The organism is Paenibacillus sp. D51F (assembly GCF_053345695.1).
Genome location: NZ_JBKFAO010000018.1, coordinates 1 through 19,112, shown reverse-complemented (window position 1 = coordinate 19,112; position 19,112 = coordinate 1). Strand labels below are relative to the sequence as shown.

General features: G+C 57.0%; 16 protein-coding genes and 1 pseudogene. 1 reads left to right on the top strand and 16 read right to left on the bottom strand.

All coding sequences use genetic code 11. The features are described from left to right. Positions 1–14: 14 nt before the first annotated feature. Positions 15–1,679 (bottom strand): GspE/PulE family protein, encoded by a 1,665-nt coding sequence (locus ACLBWT_RS21450; protein WP_447665154.1) that lies wholly within the window; start codon positions 1,677–1,679, stop codon positions 15–17. Between the two features lie 305 nt (positions 1,680–1,984). Between ACLBWT_RS21450 and ACLBWT_RS21445 the strand changes: the two genes are divergently transcribed. After that, positions 1,985–6,139, top strand: a complete 4,155-nt coding sequence (locus ACLBWT_RS21445; protein WP_447665153.1) for a DUF5057 domain-containing protein — start codon at positions 1,985–1,987, stop codon at positions 6,137–6,139. A 74-nt stretch (positions 6,140–6,213) separates the two neighbouring features. Here the strand turns inward: ACLBWT_RS21445 and ACLBWT_RS21440 are convergent, their stop codons facing one another. The 15 genes and pseudogenes from ACLBWT_RS21440 to ACLBWT_RS21370 all read right to left on the bottom strand — a co-directional run. After that, a complete protein-coding gene (locus tag ACLBWT_RS21440; RefSeq protein WP_447665152.1) occupies positions 6,214–8,337 on the bottom strand; it encodes a hypothetical protein in 2,124 nt (707 codons plus the stop codon). Continuing rightward, a complete protein-coding gene (locus ACLBWT_RS21435) occupies positions 8,303–8,878 on the bottom strand; it encodes a PulJ/GspJ family protein (RefSeq protein ID WP_447665151.1) in 576 nt (191 codons plus the stop codon). The genes ACLBWT_RS21440 and ACLBWT_RS21435 overlap by 35 nt, the downstream gene beginning before the upstream one ends. Then, positions 8,862–9,440 (bottom strand): type IV pilus modification PilV family protein, encoded by a 579-nt coding sequence (locus ACLBWT_RS21430; RefSeq protein ID WP_447665150.1) that lies wholly within the window; start codon positions 9,438–9,440, stop codon positions 8,862–8,864. The genes ACLBWT_RS21435 and ACLBWT_RS21430 overlap by 17 nt, the downstream gene beginning before the upstream one ends. Before the next feature lie 254 nt (positions 9,441–9,694). Continuing rightward, positions 9,695–10,276, bottom strand: coding sequence for a S1 domain-containing RNA-binding protein (locus tag ACLBWT_RS21425; protein WP_447665149.1), 582 nt, complete (start codon positions 10,274–10,276; stop codon positions 9,695–9,697). A gap of 167 nt (positions 10,277–10,443) precedes the next feature. Then, a complete protein-coding gene (locus tag ACLBWT_RS21420; RefSeq protein WP_447665148.1) occupies positions 10,444–10,725 on the bottom strand; it encodes an FtsB family cell division protein in 282 nt (93 codons plus the stop codon). A gap of 59 nt (positions 10,726–10,784) precedes the next feature. Continuing rightward, positions 10,785–11,393 carry a spore cortex biosynthesis protein YabQ gene (yabQ, locus tag ACLBWT_RS21415; RefSeq protein WP_447665147.1) on the bottom strand — a complete coding sequence of 203 codons (609 nt, stop codon included), beginning with the start codon at positions 11,391–11,393 and terminating at the stop codon, positions 10,785–10,787. Then, positions 11,390–11,674 carry a sporulation protein YabP gene (yabP, locus tag ACLBWT_RS21410; protein WP_447665146.1) on the bottom strand — a complete coding sequence of 95 codons (285 nt, stop codon included), beginning with the start codon at positions 11,672–11,674 and terminating at the stop codon, positions 11,390–11,392. The genes yabQ and yabP overlap by 4 nt, the downstream gene beginning before the upstream one ends. A 145-nt stretch (positions 11,675–11,819) precedes the next feature. Then, positions 11,820–12,830, bottom strand: a complete 1,011-nt coding sequence (locus ACLBWT_RS21405) for a siderophore ABC transporter substrate-binding protein (RefSeq protein WP_447665145.1) — start codon at positions 12,828–12,830, stop codon at positions 11,820–11,822. Positions 12,831–12,876: 46 nt separating this feature from the next. After that, on the bottom strand, positions 12,877–13,635 hold the full coding sequence (locus ACLBWT_RS21400) for an iron ABC transporter ATP-binding protein (protein ID WP_447665144.1): 759 nt from the start codon (positions 13,633–13,635) through the stop codon (positions 12,877–12,879). After that, positions 13,632–14,576 carry an iron chelate uptake ABC transporter family permease subunit gene (locus tag ACLBWT_RS21395; protein WP_447665189.1) on the bottom strand — a complete coding sequence of 315 codons (945 nt, stop codon included), beginning with the start codon at positions 14,574–14,576 and terminating at the stop codon, positions 13,632–13,634. Before ACLBWT_RS21395 ends, ACLBWT_RS21400 begins: the two co-directional genes overlap by 4 nt. 13 nt (positions 14,577–14,589) lie before the next feature. After that, positions 14,590–15,543, bottom strand: a complete 954-nt coding sequence (locus ACLBWT_RS21390; RefSeq protein ID WP_447665143.1) for an ABC transporter permease — start codon at positions 15,541–15,543, stop codon at positions 14,590–14,592. Between the two features lie 243 nt (positions 15,544–15,786). After that, positions 15,787–16,068: an RNA-binding S4 domain-containing protein gene (locus tag ACLBWT_RS21385; protein ID WP_021881315.1), complete on the bottom strand. Its 282-nt coding sequence runs from the start codon at positions 16,066–16,068 to the stop codon at positions 15,787–15,789. Between the two features lies 1 nt (position 16,069). Further along, the gene (locus ACLBWT_RS21380; RefSeq protein ID WP_159442458.1) at positions 16,070–16,372 is read right to left on the bottom strand and encodes an HU family DNA-binding protein; all 303 of its coding nucleotides are present in this window, start codon (positions 16,370–16,372) and stop codon (positions 16,070–16,072) included. 231 nt (positions 16,373–16,603) lie between these two features. Continuing rightward, positions 16,604–18,145 carry a bifunctional methyltransferase/pyrophosphohydrolase YabN gene (gene yabN, locus ACLBWT_RS21375; RefSeq protein WP_447665142.1) on the bottom strand — a complete coding sequence of 514 codons (1,542 nt, stop codon included), beginning with the start codon at positions 18,143–18,145 and terminating at the stop codon, positions 16,604–16,606. 750 nt (positions 18,146–18,895) lie between these two features. Next, positions 18,896–19,112: pseudogene (locus tag ACLBWT_RS21370) on the bottom strand (polysaccharide biosynthesis protein); the annotation flags it as partial.

Below are 19,112 nucleotides of genomic sequence, written 5' to 3'. Positions count from 1 at the left end.
AGCCGGCCGCTCTTCTATTGCATGACCGCTTCGCGCATGACCTCCTGAAGCGTGGTCAGCCCTTGCCTTGCCTTCTCCATGCCGTCCTGCAGGAGGCCTGCCAGTCCGGCCCGCTCCGCAGCGGCTCGCATCTCCAGCACCGATGCCTCGCTGCCGATCATCCGGCGCAGCTCGTCGGATACGGCCAGCACCTCGTGGATGGCGATCCGTCCCCGGTAGCCGGTCTTGCTGCAGTTGCCGCAGCCCGTGCCGCGATACAGCGTATCTGTCTCCACGCCGTAGCTGCGGAGCAGGATGGCTTCCTGCTCCGTCGGGGCATGCGCCTGCTTGCAGTCGGGGCATACCCGGCGCACGAGCCGCTGCGCGACGACGCCGACGAGCGAGCTGGCGATCAGGTAAGGCGCGATGCCCATGTCCCGGAACCGGGTCACCGTGCTGACCGCGTCGTTCGTATGCAGCGTCGACAGCACGAGATGGCCCGTGAGCGAGGCGCGGATGGCGATCTCCGCCGTCTCCGAATCCCGGATTTCCCCGACCATGACGATGTTGGGATCCTGCCGGAGAATCGAGCGCAGGCCGGCTGCGAACGTCAGGCCGATCGCCGGATTGACGTGGACCTGGTTGATGCCTTCAAGCTGGTACTCGACCGGATCCTCGATGGTGATGATGTTTTCGCTGTCCTTGTTGAGATGCTGCAGCGCAGAGTACAGGGTCGTCGTTTTGCCGCTGCCGGTAGGCCCGGTCAGAAGCACGATGCCGTAAGGCGATTCCACCATGCCTTTGAACAGGCTGTAGTTCGGAGCGCTGAAGCCGAGCTGGTCGATGCCCTTGACGCCGACGCTGAGATCCAGAATCCGGAGCACGAGCTTTTCGCCGTGTATCGTCGGAAGCGAAGAGACCCGGATATCGACGGTGCGGTAATCCACCTGCATCTTGATGCGTCCGTCCTGAGGCAGCCGGCGTTCCGCGATGTTGAGCCGGGCCATGATCTTGAGTCGTGCCGTAATGAAGCCCTGCATCTGCTTCGGAATGATCCGCTCCGAGCGCAGCATGCCGTCGATCCGGTAGCGGATGACGACCTGGCTCTCGCCGGGATCGACGTGGATGTCGGATACCTGAAGCTGGACCGCCTGCTGGATCATGCCGTTGACGAGCCGCACGACAGGAGAATCCTCGTCGGTGATCTCCATCTCCCCGATGTCTTCCTGCAGCGGCAGATCTCCCATGATCTGGCTCATAGAGTCCTGCAGGCCGTAGAATCGCGCGATCGCCCGGTTCAGCTCCTCCTTGCTGGAGATGGCCGGCTCGATCCGGAAGCCCGTGCTCATCCGCAGCTCCTCGATCGCGAAGTAGTCGAGCGGGTCCGCCATGGCGACCATCAGCTTGCCGCCTTCCTTGTGCAGCGGGATGACCTGGTAGCGGCGGGCAAGGCTCTCCGGAATGATCTGGGCGATCGAAGGGTCGATCTGATATTTGAACAAGCTGACATGCGGGATGCCGAGCTGGAACTCCAGCACTTCGATGAGCTGCTGCTCCGTGATATATCCCTGCGCGATCAGAAGGTCGCCCAGCTTCTGCTTGGATTTCCCCTGCTCGCGCAGCGCTTCCTGAAGCTCCGCCTCCGTAATGACACCGCTCTCCACAAGCAGGTCGCCCAGCCTCTTTTTCCCCATGCTCATGCCTGCTCCGCCCTCCGTCCGTTGCTCTATGTAGTAGTAATTCGGCAATTGGAATCAATTTTTTTAGGTCTTAGGTCTGGAATTTAACTCTATTTTCAGGACGGAATGTGAAATAACATTTAACAAGTATTGATATATCGTTATAAACTCTCATAATCATGGCCGATTTCGGCTCGATACCAATCCTTTGAAACTATTTTTTTACCGAAATATATCCTTATTCAGGCATTTGAATTATAATCTTAGATGCCTAAAATAGTCTATATTCCCTATAAAACTTTCGACATTCGGAAGGAGAGTTTATCATGCCACGCAGCCGGCGCGCCTTCGTCTTCTATTCGCTCATCCTGTTCCTTCTGATCCAATGCCTTCCGCTAGGAAAAGCTGCCTCGCATGTCTCTGCTGCCAGCGCGGGCGACCCCGTCCGCATTCTGGAAATCACCGAATCCGGCAAAAGCGACCTCAGCCTCGGAGCCGGGTACCAGATCGACACCTTTCCCATGAAGAGGTTTGTCGCTTTGCGGACCGATATCGACGGCCTGTACGACGCCGTATACATCGGCAAGGGCCTGTACAGTCCCGAGGGTATGACAGAGACGACGGCCGCCAACCGCCAGGACAAGCATAATACTCTCAACAAGCTCAATGACATCACCAACCTCAAGGCCCAGGCCATCCTGGACGGCTATGTCAACAAAGGTCTGCTTGTCTTGCTCTACAGCGACGCGGCCAGCAAGAACGGCTTGCTGTACCAGCAGACGAGCGCCGGAGTCCTGACTCCCGGAGTACTGAATGAAAAATTCAGTCCCTTCAGTACCGCTTCAGGGAGAAGAGACAATGTCCTTTATATCAATGCGGCAGGGCTTCAAACTCTCGCCGCCACACTCTCTCAACCTAAATATGCTTCCATGCTGAACCAGCGGCCGCAGCTAAAGCTCACCGCTTCCCCTGTCAACTATTCCAAAAATCCGAATCAGATCTATCGGTCGGGAGAAACGCTGTCCTTTCAATTCGAAAAACCGGACCGCAGCGGGCTCCGCACCAATCTCTATCTGAATCAAGATTCCTCACTTCCTTATGCAACGGATCAAATCGTGGCTACATCCGATACGTCCGGCCCGACAGGCAGCCTCGAGTTCAGGTTGCCCCGCGGCTTCTCCGGACTGTATTATTGGAAGCTGGAGCTTTTGGATATGGAGAGCGGCCTCAAAAGCTACACCTCCGGCATCATTCGCTTTCGCGACAAGCAGACCCAAATCAGCGTACTGCAGGTCATGCCCAATAACGATGCGAGCAGCGCTTTGACCAGCAGCACTCGTATGAACCAGTCCTATTTGACTTCAGACGACTATAAGATCAGCATCCGCACCATAGATATGACCGGCTTCAACCGCAAAGGAACGGAAACAAGCTACGACATGATCGGCAACGGTCGTTACGACATGCTTATCTTTGGATTCAAGGATTCCTACAACACCACCGCCGGCATCTCGCAGGCCGCGGCAGATGCCGTCAAGGACTTCATCGGGACGGGACAAAGCGTCATGTTCACCCACGATACCGTCTTCATCAGCGGCGGCACCACGGATAATATCTGGACGAGCAACTTCAAAACGATTACGGGCCAGACCAAAACGTATACAAACATCGGCTACGGAGCTCCACTCACCTCGACGACCGTTCAAAATGTCAACGACGGATTATTGACGCGCTTCCCGTTCAACCTCATTACAGATTCGGCAGGAAACGCGCGGACTCCAGAGGTCGCGAAGACGCACGATCAGTATTTTGTGCTGGATCTGGAGGACCCGAGCATCGTGCCCTGGTACAACATATCCGGTGGACTCCGCGATGACAGCGGCAAAAAAAGCTATGACAGCTATAACCACTACTACACCTATTCCAAAGGGAATGTCACTTATTCGGGCACAGGACACGACCTGAGCTTCCCGCCGTGGGAGCAGCAGCTGTTCGTCAACACGATGTACCGGGCCTACATGGGGTCCAATCACAAGCCGGAGCTGAACGTGCAGCTTCCGGTCGCCTACAGCGCTGCCGCGGCCAACATCATTCCGGCTTACCAGGACATTCCAGTGAGCTTCACTCCGGAGGATCTCGACCTGAACGACCGCAAGCTTCAGGCAAAGGTCGAGTTCACCTACACCAAGAACGGCAAAAAGGTCACGGAAACCAAATACCAGTCCAGCCAAGCGCTTTCGGGAGCCCTCATCTCGGAATCGTATTCCAATCCCCTCCCGCAAGGCGGGGATATCGAGGTTAAAATCTCGGTGCAGGACAAGCAGGGAGCCCGATCGGAGATCTCCATTCCGGTCAAGATTGAGGTCGTATCCGCGAATCTCGAGGTATCCCGAAGCATAGACGGTCTGTACAAGGACCCCATGGCCATACGCGGCAAGGACTTCCAGCTCAACTACCGGATCCTTCCCAAACCGGTGCAGAATCGCCAGGGAGAAGCTAGCCGCATGGTAATAGCCTCGCCCGTCTTCACGGAGAAGCTGCCCGCCAACATCGAGGTGAGCGGCCTCCCATCCGGCTTCACCAAATCGGGCACCCTTGCCGAGGGCTATACGATAAGCGGCAATCTGGCCGATATCCAGTACCGGCCGGATGCGTCCGGGTCGTCATACTCCGCCGATCCCATTTCGTTCACCGTGACTGCCAATGCAGCGAAGACCGACAGGTATTCCATGAATGCCGCTGCGCTCAGCTTCCGCAACATCGGCCAGCTGACGCCCTCGCAAGCCACGTTCAACGCCGTATCGCTGGAGGCGGTCGTGCCGCTGACGAAGCTGGAGATTGCAGGTGCCGAGCTCGGCGTCGGCGACAGCTACAAGCTGATTCCGGTCTATGAGCCTGCAGATGCGACGATTACGAGACTCAACTGGAGCTCGAGCAATCCATCTGCAGTCAGCGTCACCGATACCGGCATCGTGACGGGACTGCAGCAAGGCACCCGCTCCATCATCACCGTCACGGACAAGATTACCGACCTCAGCTCCTCCGCCGAGGTCATGGTCATTCAGACCGGCCTGACCATCTCGGTGAAGAGCAATCAGCTCACATATGTCCTGGGCAGCCGGATCGATCTTCAGGCCGCTCTAGTGAAGTCAACGGGCAGAAACGTGACCAGCAATGCCATCTGGACCGTCTCTCCGCTGCAAGCAACGGACATGGGCATCGAGGACACGGCTGCGATCGACAGCAAGACTTGGAGCGGCTCCTTTTATCCGACTGTTCCCAAGAGATACACGATCAAAGCTGTCGTGAACACCACCGGCGGTGCATACGAGAGCAATACGCTTGTCCTTGATGTGGTCGAACCGGATCTTACGCTGACTGGTCCTAATCATATCGTCACCGGCGACAACAGGGCACAGTGGAGCCGCTCCTGGGGAGATATCGTTCCTGTCGGCGATCCATCCAGGCCACTCATTTACCGCTGGTCGTGGAGCCCGCTGAACGGCGCTTCCGGAGCCTTGTCCGGGAATTCGGATTCTTTGAGCAGGAAAATGGAAGCGATAGCGCCGGGCAGCGGCATCCTGAGGCTTGAAGCTCTGCAGAAGCTGCGTGCGGGAGATAAGGATAGCGAGGCCATTACCCTCAGCATCCGGACCATTAATGTCAACATCGTGGCCAAGCCCGAGCTGGCTATCGGCAAGAGCAGCCTGCTGCCTTCTCAGACGAGTAATCTTGCGATTCGATGGGCCGGCGCAGCTCCTCCCTACTCTGTATCCTGGACAGCCGGAAACGGACTGGACATTTCGGACAGCAGCAACGCAGGCGCCACCTTGACGGCCTTGAAGCCGGTGAGCCCTGCCGGCAGCATCGAAGCCATAATAAGCATGAGAGATACCGGATATACGTTCCCGCTTCAGACCGCTGCATCTGTGCGGACACCGATTCTGCAGATCAACGGTATCGGAGAGCTGCTCCTATCCGGCCAATCGGCGGTAAGCTCCGCCATCTGGTCGTCTGGCGAAGATTTGCCGCTGAGCCCCCTCTCCTGGTCGCTGGGGAGCGGAGCCGCGCGGGTTCAGCTAACTCCGATTTCAGGATCACCAGGCATGAAGCTCAACGCCCTATCACCCGGCCCGGTCACCCTCCAGGCTGGCGTCAAGCTTACAGATGCGTACACGGTTTCCGCCAGTAAGGTCTTTACCGTCGTTGATTACAGGCTTGCTCCCAGCCTGACCCTGATCCAGAAGGATACCATTCCGCTTGATAAAGTGCTTACCGTGCTGCCGGACAAGTCCTATTATGCCAAGGTCAGTTCCATGTTGACCTGGACCAGCAGCAATCCTAACATCGCTGACGTCAGTCAAGGCCAGATCGTCGCTAAAAACCGCGGTACTGCTACCCTGACAGCGAAATATGGTCAAACCGACGTCGTAAAAACGATTCAATTGACCGTTACCGCCCCTTCAGGCGACCGTTACTGAATCACGGATTGAAAAATAATAACCAACCCCCGCAGGGATTGCGGGGGTTGGTTATTATTTTAACTTTTATTGTTCTACAGAAGCTTAAGCGGCCCCGTTGTCAGCCGGACCTTGTTCACGCGCGGCAGAGCGACATTCTGATGGGCAAAGACTTGATCGTTGTATTCGATGATGAAACGCGCTTGTTCCTTGCCAAGACCGGTCTGTTCCGCAAAACCCAGCCGGTCCTCAGCCGCGTTCTCCATTGTGGTGCCGAGAGTGGCGTTGAGCGTCAGATTGCGCTTGGCGAAGAAGCCGCCGTTCATCCAAAATGCGCTGCCTACACCGTATAGGCTGGCCGAGCTGTCCGTGTACAGGAACGCGTCCAGCACTTGCTGCTCGCGCTCGGATGCCGAATTATACCCTTGCTCGTCCAGCTGTTGGAATGAATCCACCCGGTACAGGTCGATAGAACCGAGCCCGATCAACACGAGTTCCTTCTTGCTTCCGGCCTGCCCGTCCGTCTTCAGACCACGGATTTTGGCGTCGCGGATATCCGTGCGTCCGAGCGTCAGGATGGTGGCGTCGACATCTACATCACCCGAGATCTGGACATTGCCGGTGACGAGCAGATTGCCCCGCAGCAGCAGCTTATCCGTCGCATCCTGCTTGTTCCCTCGCAGAATCAAATCCCCATTCACGATCAGCCAATTGTTGCGTCCCTTGTTGGCAAAATCAACGGTCTTCAGACTGGGACCGAGCTCCAGGGAACCATCGAGAATGGCTGATCCCGGGCTTCCCTGAGCCGTGTCGCCCAGGGAAGCCAGCTTAACGGCCAGCTCATCCATGCTTATCTGGTAAGCTGCTTTTTCTTGCTCATACGCGAGGAGATCTGCCTGATAACGGGCAAGAGCATCCTCATACTCATCTGAGGGCAGATTGACAGAGACAGGCGTTCCACCATCTGGAATCCCGCCCTCCGTTTCTCCATCTTCTGGGACGACTGGATCCGGGCTCGGCGTCTGGTTAAGCAGAATGTCCGGCAGCTTCGGCTCCTCCCGAAGCGTAGGCATCGAACCCAGCTTTTCATAAGCTCCGCTATAGTTCTTATCCAGCAGCAGTTGAATCAGGCCGGGTGCTTGATTGTTTGCATACACATCCTGGATGACCGTACGCACCTCTTTCGGGTCGTTCACTGAATTCCCGAGCGAATCCCGCACCTTGTCGAGGAAGGAGCTCAGCACGTCGATGGACACGAACTTCTGAGGCGGCATAGGATCGATGACATCGACGAGCTTTTTGGTCTTATCCTTTTCGGGAAAATCAACCGCTTTCTCCAGATCCTTGTCGTAGGGAAGATCATAGCCGCTCGGAATTTCCCCTCTATTCCTGTACGTTTGTCCATAACCATATTTCAAATTCAACGGAGCACCGGTAATCAGCCTTCCGGAGCCGGCGATGTCCTTGTTGTCCTTATCCTTCTTGGCGCCCAGGAACATGAACTGGGATGTCTGCGTCCGTGCCGCTGAATTGTAGATGTATTCCGCTGTATCGTTCATCCGGAGTCCCTGACCGGCATACAGATTGCCCATGAAGTAGGGAGCGCCATTGACGGTCAGCAATCCCTCGGTGCCGAATGCATACTTGAGGAAATCGGGATATGTATCGAGAACGATGACCTGCTGCAGCCGGCGCCTGGCTCCATCCACCTCCGCCTCGGCCGTCACGGTCAGTGAGTATTGGTAATTCGCCTCCGCTCCGCTGGATCCGGGAGGAAGGCAGCGCCCCGTCCCCTCCTCTTCTTTTGTGCAGCGTACGCTGACAACCTGATAGAACGGCTTCGCTCCCGCTGACAACTCGCTGTCGCCTTTCATCGCTCCGGTCGAAATCCCATTATCGAGCTGCTCATTGAAGCTCTGCGTAAAGCTCGTCAGCTGGTTGCCCAGATCATCGGGATCGATGGTCCGGTTGTTGAACCTCTCGTAAATGACGGCGATTGCTTCGTCCAGCCCCTTCTGCGCCAGATGAAGGCTCTGCACGTTCTCCTCGCTGCGCTCCGTCCGCATCGCCCCTCCAAGGGCAGCTCCCAGCACGGCCACTCCGAGCATGGAGAGCAGGAGAATGAGAAACACGACGAGCAGCAAGGACGAACCGCGCTCGTCTCCAAGAAGGCTGCCTCGTCCCCTAGAAACCGAATCTGCTTTCCAGATCAAGCGCATAATCCCGCCCCCCGTAGGTTTGTTGCAATCTCAGCCGGATCGTCAGCAATCCGCTGGCGCATTTATTGCCGGCTCCCTCGCAGGTGAGTACGATTGACGAGGCCTTCTCGCCCTCCGTCACCAATGAAGAAGTCAGTGCCAGAGACTGTCCGGAGACGGATTCCATCTCTTCCGAGCCGGCCTTTTTGCCCATGTACAGCTGTCCTTTGCCCTGATTATCCTTTGCAATCCAAATCGATTCCTGCTGCGGCGCTCCTGCGACCGCAAGAGCAGGAATAAGCTCGACACCGCTCCCCGAGCCCAGCTGAGACAACTCGGCCGGACCGAAAGCATACAGCTTGGTCATAATGGCCGTCATCGCCAGATCGCCTTCATCACGCAGGGAATTCTGGATCTTTACCCGCTCATAGGAGCTCATTCCGAACGTAATCGTCGCGTAGATAACGCCCAGGACAACCGACAGCAGGCTGAGAGCGGCAATCAGCTCGATCAGCGTGAACCCTCCATCCTCCCTGCGGAGACGGTCAACGAATCGTTTCATCGATCAAATACCCCTCCACTTCCACGCTGTCGCCGGGGCTTCCCGAATTCGGAGCGACCGTCACGACGACAGGCAGCAGATAACGGCCGATCTGGCTTTGCATTCCATCTCCCTTGCGCACTTCATCCAGCTCGTCGGGGGCGAGCTGGAGTCCGGGAGCAAGGCTCTCCTGATAACGTACTGATACCGTATACAGAACTCCGTTGATGGCAGGATGCAGAACCTGCTGGAGGACGGCCGGATTTTTAGCCAATCCTTGGCATGCTTCCTGTTCGGATGGATCCAAACAGGCTTCGCCGCTTAGAATCCGAGGCGAGGCGCCATCCTCCTTTTCCGATAGATAATCCTTGAGCGGCTGGAAAGGCTGCTTCTGGAGATAGGAGAGCGCGTTGCGTCCGAGCTGAACGGCGATCGTCTTGCTCTGGTTATGCTTGGCATAGGACATCGCTTGAATGAAAAACCCGCTCAGCGTCAACGAAACGACCGACAGGATCACGATCGAGGCCATGATTTCGACCAGAGTGAACCCTTCTTCTCCCCCGCTGCCGCCTGGTTTGCACATGATCGATAACCTCCGCAATCTGGTTGATGCTATATTCAAATATCATCGTCAAAATCGAGAGTCTCCGTTAGGTCTTCTGGAATAAACACGGAAACTTTATAGGGTCTAAGGGCTCAGTATTCATTGTCATTCCGATAGGCAGCATCGGTTTTCCGTCAAGGAGAGGGTGCCGAGCATCCCGAAGTCCTCAAAACGCAAAAGAACAGAGCCCCCTAAAGGGCTCTGTTCTCCGGGTCTATCCGATCGGCGTGCTGTTAGACCCGCTTGGCTCCGCGTCCTCCGCGTTTGCCTTCGGTATTCTTCTTGAGCGACGAGATCCGTTCTTCGCTGTCTTTTAGGAAACGGGACATCTTATCCTCAAAGGAGGGCTTGCCAAAAGCAGGTCGGCCTGCGCCGGACTTGTTGAACGGACGGCCTCCGCCGCCGCCTCCAGGTCCACGGCCTCCGCCGCCGAAGCCTCCACCGCCGCCGCCCGGACCGCGTCCGGCACCGCCTGGACCTCCGGGTCCGCCTGGGCCGCGTCCGAATCCGCCGCTCGGGCCTCCGGATCCGCCTTCGCGGTTGAAGCGCTCGCGAGCAGGTGGCGCGCTGCCTTCCGGCCGGTCAATCGCCTGCTTGATGGACAGACCGATTTTGCCGCCTTGGTCGATGTTAATGACTTTGACCGTCACCACATCCTCCAGCTTCAAATGGTCCTTGACGTCCTTCACGTAGTTATCGGCAATCTCGGAGATGTGTACGAGGCCGGTGACACCCCCCGACAAATCGACGAATGCCCCAAAATGAGTAATGCCTGTCACTTTGCCCTGTAATTTGGCGCCCACTTCTATTGCCATAAAATAAAATGTTCCTCCCTAAAAGTATGTGCGAAGCATGATCTGCTCCTCATGGGACCGTTCATGCCGACCCTCCCTCAGGAGGGCACGCTTGAATCAATTATAGCGTAATCGCAAAAGCAAGGTCAACAGACCCGAGCCTGCTTTCCCTGCTGTCCTGAGGCTTCTTAGTCATTAGGCTGTATAAGCTGCTCCCCGGGCTTCACGAGTCCCTGCTGCTTGGTTGCCAGCTGAGCGATATATTCCGGGTCGTTGAGCTGCTTGATCTTGGCCTGCAGCTCCTGCGTCGTCTTCTGTATTTCCGCGAGGCGGGCTTCCGAGGTCCCGAGACGTTCCCGAGTCGCGGCCTGAGCCTGCATTTGAGAGAACAGGGTATACCCTGCCCACGCTAGAACTACCGTCATGAACAGAAGCCATAGCTTGTATCTTCTGCGCGAACCATCCGTCACGTGATTTCCTCCCGTTCCATCGTGTAGATTAAGGCTTGAAGGACCGGAAAGCATTCCAATCACTTGCGGAAAAGCCTCTTCCAAGCCTGAATGAATCCATTCGACACGCGGCGGGCAGTCTCCTGCACCTTCCAGCGAATCATTATTCCCTGCAGCCATGATAGGAGCGGCCGCGTCAGCGGGCGGATCATCCAGAGAATCAATTTGGCGAGCGGTCTCAATAATTGTAGCACAATCTTCACCACGAAAATAGAAAAGACAACCAAAAATCCGGCCAAAACCCGAAGAATCCGGTAGATGCCTATGACAGGCCGAATCAGCAGCAGATCCATGCAGCGCAGCAAAAAGCGTATGACCGCTCTGGTCGCGACGATCAGCCAGCGGACCAGCGCGATGACCGTCCCGCTCAGAGCCAGAAAGTAGAAGCAGATCCCGATCAGGATTCCAAGATATACATACGCCCGCACCTCGCCGTTGTTGGTGGCGTACAGAATCCGGAAGGCGGCAAGCGCCGCCGCGAGCCAATAGCCGATATCAAGCGCAGGCAAAATCCACCGGGGAAAGCGCAGCTCATGGGATACGACCCGGTATCCGTCGAACACGCCTCCCATCAGCAGGCCTGTCGCCATCATCATGGCAAGCGTCCAGCCTTGGGTGTCCAGCGTCACTTGAAGATCTTCCCGAATAATCCCTTGGATTTGGCGCTCTGGCTTCCGTCCAGGTAGGCGAGAGAATGGACAAGCCCTTCGATCGCGACGAGCTCTTGCTCCAGGCTGAGATGCTTCATATGCAGATTCTGGCCTCGAATGGCTAGAAAGCCAAGCTCTGTCTCGAGCAAAAACTCCTCGTTGTCGAAGCTTTCGACGTTGAGTACGCCCGTTATCTCCAGCAGCTTGCGGTTGAGCATCTTGACCTCTTGCCGCTTCTGCCCTTTTACAGGTTCAATCATGCCTCGTCCCCTCCTTATAAGCCTATGCTTATTAGGAGGGGACGAGTTTTAGAACCTATAGGAGTGGGGGGTAGGCATCATTAACCTCCTGCCGGAGAGTTGAAACAGACGCCTCCCGAAATTTATTGTATGCCTTGTCCTGAACTTAAATGCCGGCTTGGACTTCTTTCACCATTTCGGACACGGACAGAAGTCCGCCGCCGGAGAGATACCAGTATTGCGGGCTCAGGTAGATGATTTTGCCTTCCTTGGCCGCATTCGTTTTGTTCACGAGTTCATTCTCGATGACGCCCTTCGCGTTGTCCCCTTCGCCTAGAGCGGCGTCGCGGTCGATGACGAACAGATAATCCGGATTTTTCTCGCCAATGAATTCGGAGGTGATGCTTTGGCCGTGCGTTTCAACCTTCAACGTCGGATCTACAGCTTCTACTCCCATGGCGTTGTGGATGATGCCGAAGCGCGAGCCTACTCCGTACGCGCTCAGCTTGCCGCCCGCAGCCAGCACGATCAGGCCTTTTTTGCCTTCCGCTTTCGCTTTTTCGCTGACGGCATCCACGCTCGTCTTGATCTCGGCCAGCTTCGCATCCGCGTCGGCTTCCTTGCCGAACAGGCTTGCCAGCGTCTTCACGTTGGTGGAGAAGGAGTTGAAATAATCGGTCTGGTCCAGCTCGACGAACAGAGTCGGAGCGATTTTGCTGAATTCGTCATAAGAGTCCTGCTGGCGACCGCTGATGATGATCAGGTCCGGCTTCACGGAGTTGATCTTCTCGAAGTCGGGCTCTTTCAGTCCGCCTACGTTCGCAACCTGGCCGCTCTTGTACTTTTCCAGGTAAGCAGGAAGGCTTGTCGCGGGAACGCCCGCGATATTCGCCTCCAGGCCAAGCGCGTCCAGCGTATCGAGAGCGCCGAAGTCGAAGGCGACGATCTTCTGCGGATTCTTCGCGATGGTCGCTTCGCCGAGCTTGTGCTTGATCGTGACCATGCCGCCGTCCGCTGCCGCTTCGCCGCCTGCATGGGCTGCCGGGCTCGCTTCGGGGGAAGCCGTTGGAGCAGGAGATGCGCTGCCGCCGTTGTTGGAATTCGAGGAGCCGCATGCCGACAGCACCAGCGTCAGCACCATGATCGCAGCCAAGGAGAGCCATTTCATCTTTTTCATATGTGTTGCCCCCATATAGTCATAGTTGGAATTTCCGCTTGCTTCTTCAGCCGAAATAAACGCATACCCGCCTGCCGTCCACTTCCTGGATCGGAACATCCATCCCGTACAGCTCCTTGAGCACTTCCTGCGTGACGATCGTTGATGTCGTGCCTTCCTGGACGACCTTTCCGTCCTTCAGAGCGACGATATGATCCGAGTGGAAGCTTGCGAAATTGACGTCATGGATGACGAGAATGACGGTCTTCCCCTTCTCCTCCACCAGGCGGCGCAGGACATGCATGATGCCGACGGCATGCTTCATGTCCAGATTGTTGAGCGGCTCGTCGAGGAAGATATACTCCGTGTTCTGGGCGACGACCATCGCGATATACGCGCGCTGCCGCTGTCCCCCGCTGAGCTGGTCGATGTACTTATGCTGCATCGGACCGAGCTCCATATAATCGATGGCTTCTTCGACGTAAGCCCAGTCTTCCTTGCGAAGACGGCCCTGACAGTAAGGAAAGCGGCCGAAGCTGACCAGCTCCCGGACGGTAAGCCGGACATTGATATGATTGGATTGCTTGAGAATGGAGAGCTTCTTCGCCAGCTCCTTGTTGTCCCAGGAGCCGATCGGCTTGCCTTCGACGAGAACCTCGCCCTCGTCATGCGCCATCAGGCGGGTCATCATCGACAGCAGCGTGCTCTTGCCTGCGCCGTTCGGACCGATGAACGAGGTGATCGTTCCCGGACGGATCGTGACCGACACGCCGTCGATGACTTTTTTGCCGGCATAACTCTTGGATACGGATCTGGCTTCAATCACGCTCGATTCTCCTTTAGCAGCAGGTAGAGGAAATAGGCTCCGCCTACAAAGTTGATGATGACGCTGATTGTCGTTGAGAAGGTGAACACATGCTCGACCAGGAACTGGCCTCCGAGGAGAGCGATGAAGCTGACGAGCGCCGCGCCCGTTATCAGAGCGGGATGGCGATACGTGCCGAGGAACTGGTAGGCCGTGTTGGCGACGAGCAGGCCCAGGAAGGTGATCGGACCGACAAGCGCCGTCGATACGGCGACCAGCACCGCGATGATGATGAGCAGCTGTCGTGTGACCCGCTCGTAAGGAATGCCAAGATTGAGCGCGTGATCCTTGCCGAGGGACAAGGCATCCATGTACTTGGACAGCCTCCAGTACCACAGCAGGACGGCTCCGATCAGCATGTAGGACAACGCCAGCAGATCATACTCGATGTTGTTGAAGCTGGCGAACATCTTGGCCTGGACGACCAGGAAATCATCCGGATTGATGAGAGCCTGCATGAAGGATGAACCGCTCTGGAACAAGGTGCCGAAGATGAGTCCCGTGAGCAGCAGCAGGTAAATGCTGCTGTTCTCGCGGCGGAACATGAGCCGGTAAAGCAAAGCCGAGAAAATCATCATGAGCACGATCGACAGCAGGTAGTTCGCCTGCTTGCTGACGACAAGGAAAGCCATGCCCCCGAATGCGTACACGATGATCGTCTGCAGCAAGTTATAGAGCGCATCGAGTCCGATAATGCTCGGCGTCAGAATGCGGTTGTTCGTAATCGTCTGGAAGATTACGGTCGACAAGGCGATCGCAAAGCCGGTAAGCACGATCGCCGCCGCTTTCTTGAGCCTTCTCGGAAGGGCGTAGCTCCAATCGTCCACCCCGTACGTAAGGAACAGCGCCGCCATGACGGCGGCCAGGCCTGCGAGCACCAGCAGCTTGCTCTTCACGGACAATCCGCGGGACGCCTCAGCTTGCATACGCATCCCTCCTCATGATGAGGTACAGGAAGATGATGCTGCCGAGAACGCCGACGATCAGGCTGATCGGCAGCTCGTAGGGGCGGATGAGGACACGGCTCAGAATGTCGCAGCCGATGACGAATATCGCGCCGAAGACGGCCGTGATCGGCAGGTTGCGCTGCAGGTTGTCTCCACGGAAGATGGAGACGAGATTCGGGACGATCAGCCCGAGGAACGGAATCGACCCGACGGTCAGGATGACCGAGGAGCTGATCAGCGCGATCAGGACGAGGCCGATGTTGACGATCTTGCTGTAGCTGATGCCTAGGTTGACCGAGAATTCCTCGCCCATTCCCGCGATGGTGAAGCGGCTGGCGAACAGATAAGCCGCGATCGTCGCCGGCACGCTGATGTACAGCAGCTCGTAGCGGCCTCTCAGCACGCCGGAGAAGCTGCCCTGCATCCAGGAATTCACGCTCTGGATGAGGTCGTATTTGTACGCGAAGAAGGTCGTCACGCTGGCCAGCACGCCGCCGAACATAAGTCCGACAAGCGGAATGAACACCGCATCCTTGAACTTGATCTTCTCCAGCATCTTCATGAAGACGAAGGTTCCGGCCAAGGCAAAGGCAAAGCTGATCGCCATCTTCTGCATCATGCTCGCGCTGTCGAATACCAGCAGCGCGACGAGAAGGCCGAGCCCTGCGGCCTCCATCGTTCCCGACGTCGACGGGGAGACGAACTTGTTGCGGCTGAGCTGCTGCATGATGAGGCCGGCGATGCTGAGGCTCATGCCGGCGATGATCAGGCTGATCAGTCTCGGCATCCGGCTGATCCAGATGAGCTCCTTCTGGTCGGCCGTCAGGGAGAACAGATCGGTCAGAGACAGCTGCTGCACGCCGATAAACAGGGAGGTAAAAGACAGAATCACCAGCAGCGGCAAAAGAATGGCCATTCTCACCGGCTGAAAATCTCCATAGGCCTATGTAGTTGTAAATCTTTTAGTTGTATAAGAATGAGAATCATTATCACTTACCCCCTTGTTCACTATAATAAAGCACGCTCGTCGAGTCAACCCTATAATAGCCATTCTCTCAAATTTTCTTGACAACATGACAAAAAAGCCGATTGGAATGCAGATGGCCTGCATTCCAATCGGCTTATTCATTCGCGCCCGCGGCATGGAGGGTCTCGGGAATCACGGCTAGAAGCCGAGGCCGTCATCCTCCCGCTCGCGCGCTTCTTCCTTGAGCAAGGTGTACATCGTCGCAGCCTCGTCCTTGCGGGTCGTCTCCGCCGTCCGCTCGATGCGGACGGTGATGTACTTCTGCCCGTACTGGATGCGCAGCTCATCACCGGCTTTGACCGAGCTGCTCGGCTTGGCTTCGCGGCCGTTCACCCATACCCGGCCTTGCTCCGACACATCCTTGGCGACCGTGCGCCGCTTGATGAGCCGGGAGACCTTGAGGAATTTGTCCAGACGCAATTTACTTGATGGCTTCTTTCAGTTTGTTGCCGGCTTTGAATGCCGGAACTTTGGATTCCGGAATCGTGATTTCTTGGCCCGTTTGCGGGTTGCGGCCGGTGCGGCCGGAACGAGTGCGGGTTTCGAACGTTCCGAAGCCGATCAGTTGGACTTTGTCGCCGGATGCCAGGGCGTCGGTCACTTCGCCGAGGAAGCTGTTGAGTACGGATTCTACGTCGCGCTTGGTCAGGCCGCTTTTCGTTGCGATGCTGTTGATCAGGTCGTTCTTGTTCATAGTAATTTCCTCCCGATAATGGATGTTCATGTAAAGTGCGACAGTTGCCCTGTGCAAGCAGCAGCCGTTCCCTTATTGACGGACAAGGCGGCGGCTTCCTGCCGCTTCTTGCCTTCTCTCCCGCAAGCGGTGCCCAAGAGCATGAGAGAAAATTTTACGAGGGTAACGTATTCGTCTCAAGAACGGAGAAATCCTGCTGCCTGCCCAAATTTTTTTGCGGAAAAGAGTCGAGAAGCCGCGAATAGGGTCGAACGGAGGCTATTAACCTTTCTTCTTCGCTTCATCCCACCAGCGATCCATTTCTAGTAGATCAGTCTGGTCAAAAGATTTGCCGTTTATACGGAGCTGCTCCTCGATATAGAGAAAGCGGCTGCGGAATTTGGCGTTCGTGCGGGCCAGCGCCTCTTCGGGATCCGCATCCAGGAAACGGGCCGCATTGACGACCGCGAAGAGCAGGTCGCCGAGCTCGCCGGCCTGGGCGTCCTTGTCTCCAAGCGCCGCAGCCTCCCGCACCTCGCGAAGCTCCTCTTCGATCTTGGCGAGGACCGGACCGAGCTCGTCCCAGTCGAAGCCGACCTTGGAGGCCTTCTTCTGCAGCTTGTAAGCGCGCATAAGCGCGGGGAGATCCTGCGGAATTCCGTCCAGTACGGAGATGCGGTCCCCGTCCCGGCCTTTGATCCGCTTCTCCTCGGCTTTCATGCGTTCCCAGCTGGCGAGCGCCTCTCCGGAATCCGAAGCTCCCGTATCGCCGAACACATGAGGATGGCGGAACACGAGCTTCTCGTTCAGCTCCTGGATGACGTCGTAGACGTTGAACGCCCCGGTCTCCTCTTCCATCTGGCTATGAAGCATGACTTGCAGGATGACGTCGCCGAATTCCTCGCGCATGCCGTCAGGGTCGTCCTGGTCGATCGCTTCGAGCGCCTCGTACAGCTCTTCGATGAAGTTCTTGCGGATGGACTGATGAGTCTGCTCCCGGTCCCACGGACAGCCCCCGGGACTGCGCAGAATGGAGACGATCTCATGCAGCCGGTCGAAGCTGCGGTTCTGCAGCCGCTCATCGAAGCTGGCCGGTATGTAGATCAGGCTCAGATTGCCGTACTCTTGGCCCCTGTCGAGCTCGTACAGAGGCACGGTGAGAATGCGCTCCTCGCCCGGCACGCCGAGCGCATGGCCGATGACGACCGGATGGTCCTCCGGATACCGCTCCATCAGCGTCAGCTTGACGTCCGACGCGGTGAACGCATCGTAGACCTGGCCGATCAGCGTATGCAGCTGCGGCCGCAGCATCGACGTCTTGAGCTCCGCCGAATCGAGCAGCTGGAAGCCCTCGATCGGGTCGAAGCCGAGCCGGGTGAAGGCCATGTCGAGGAAGCTCTCGCCGCCGAGAACGGTCAGCTCGATGTCCTCCTGCGGACAAACCTCACGCAGCAGCTGCACCGTGCGTTCGGCGACCATCGGGTGGCCGGGCACGGCATACAGGATGCCGGAGCCGGACGATTCGAAGTCCGCCTTGGCCAGGGAAGCCAGCTCGGCGACGATCCGGTCATATACCTCCGGGAATGAATCCGATTCCTCGTAGAACCGGTCGAACGGCTCCACGGCGATGCCTTGCTCGTGAAGCATGCTCATCATAGGATGTTTCTCGGTGCGGACATAGACTTTGGCCGCTGCCTGCAGCCTCCGCCATATGCCCAGCGTCAGCTGGTCCGCGTCGCCAGTACCGAGACCGGCTACGGTGATGGACGGCCGGGCCGTTATGTGTTCAGCCGCTCCCGGCAGGCTGGATGATCCGGATGTCATGGCTGTGAATGCCTCCTTTTGGGACGAAGAAGAGCGCTCTATGAGGCAAGAAGAAGCTAAAGCCCCGGTAAGGGCGGCTTCCGCATGCGCTTGGCCCTCCTCTGACTTTACTTGTCCCGAGCCCCGGAAGCAAGCCGGACCGGTTCCAGAGGCCGAAAATAAGGATATTTTAACCTCAAACTCGGTTTTGGGCAGGGATAATGCGGAAGCGGCAGAGGGAATTGGCGTTAAGCTGGGCGGAGGGCATGGGGGATTACGTGTCCGCTGCCGGGCTATCGGACATCGGTTCCGCTATTTGACCGTTTTCGTGCCCGTGGCTGGGCTATCGGACATTGGTTCCGCTATTTGACCGTTTTCGTGCCCGTGGCTGGGCTATCGGACATTGGTTCCGCTATTTCCTTCTCCACTCTCGCTATCTTGATAAAAGTTCACAAATAACGGATCTTATGTCCGATAAATTGCGAAAAACCCATTTTAAGGGCAAATAACGGATCCTATGTCCGATATTCGTCGAAATGCCACATGCCGTTCATTTGATTTGCTCCTGTACTATTACTATGAGTCTATGAGGCAGTTCCCGTAAGGAAGAGTCGTTGTCATCGGACGCGAAAATGATGGCTAACCACCATGCTATAGGCAAATAACAGTTTTTTGGAGCGCTCATGCAGCTTATTTTGAGTGCTGAGCCTCCCCGGGAAGCCTGCCCTTATAACAGCAACAATATTTAGGTCTGGGTCTGAGCTGCGAGTTTCAGGCCGGAGGCAGAAGCTTCAGGCGGCGCAGCCCGGCTTCGAGCGTCTCGCCGCCAGGCAGCTGGCGAAGCTCCGCGGCGCTGACGCCGCCCAGCCGCAGCAAGGCGGCGGCATAAGCCGCGCCGCCGGCCAGCACGCCGGCGAGCGTGAGCGCCGCGGCGAGCAGGCGCGGCGGCAGCGCGGCGGCGAGCAGCGGCTCGAGGCCGCGCGAGGCC

Excerpts from the sequence above, each read along its gene's own strand:
- ACLBWT_RS21440 (WP_447665152.1), bottom strand. The coding sequence starts at position 8,337 with ATGCGCTTGATCTGGAAAGCAGATTCGGTTTCTAGGGGACGAGGCAGC.
- ACLBWT_RS21435 (WP_447665151.1), bottom strand. The coding sequence starts at position 8,878 with ATGAAACGATTCGTTGACCGTCTCCGCAGGGAGGATGGAGGGTTCACG.
- ACLBWT_RS21425 (WP_447665149.1), bottom strand. The coding sequence starts at position 10,276 with ATGGCAATAGAAGTGGGCGCCAAATTACAGGGCAAAGTGACAGGCATT.
- yabN (WP_447665142.1), bottom strand. The coding sequence starts at position 18,145 with ATGACATCCGGATCATCCAGCCTGCCGGGAGCGGCTGAACACATAACG.
- yabP (WP_447665146.1), bottom strand. The coding sequence starts at position 11,674 with ATGATTGAACCTGTAAAAGGGCAGAAGCGGCAAGAGGTCAAGATGCTC.
- ACLBWT_RS21450 (WP_447665154.1), bottom strand. The coding sequence starts at position 1,679 with ATGAGCATGGGGAAAAAGAGGCTGGGCGACCTGCTTGTGGAGAGCGGT.
- ACLBWT_RS21405 (WP_447665145.1), bottom strand. The coding sequence starts at position 12,830 with ATGAAAAAGATGAAATGGCTCTCCTTGGCTGCGATCATGGTGCTGACG.
- ACLBWT_RS21430 (WP_447665150.1), bottom strand. The coding sequence starts at position 9,440 with ATGTGCAAACCAGGCGGCAGCGGGGGAGAAGAAGGGTTCACTCTGGTC.
- ACLBWT_RS21445 (WP_447665153.1), top strand. The coding sequence starts at position 1,985 with ATGCCACGCAGCCGGCGCGCCTTCGTCTTCTATTCGCTCATCCTGTTC.
- ACLBWT_RS21380 (WP_159442458.1), bottom strand. The coding sequence starts at position 16,372 with ATGAACATCCATTATCGGGAGGAAATTACTATGAACAAGAACGACCTG.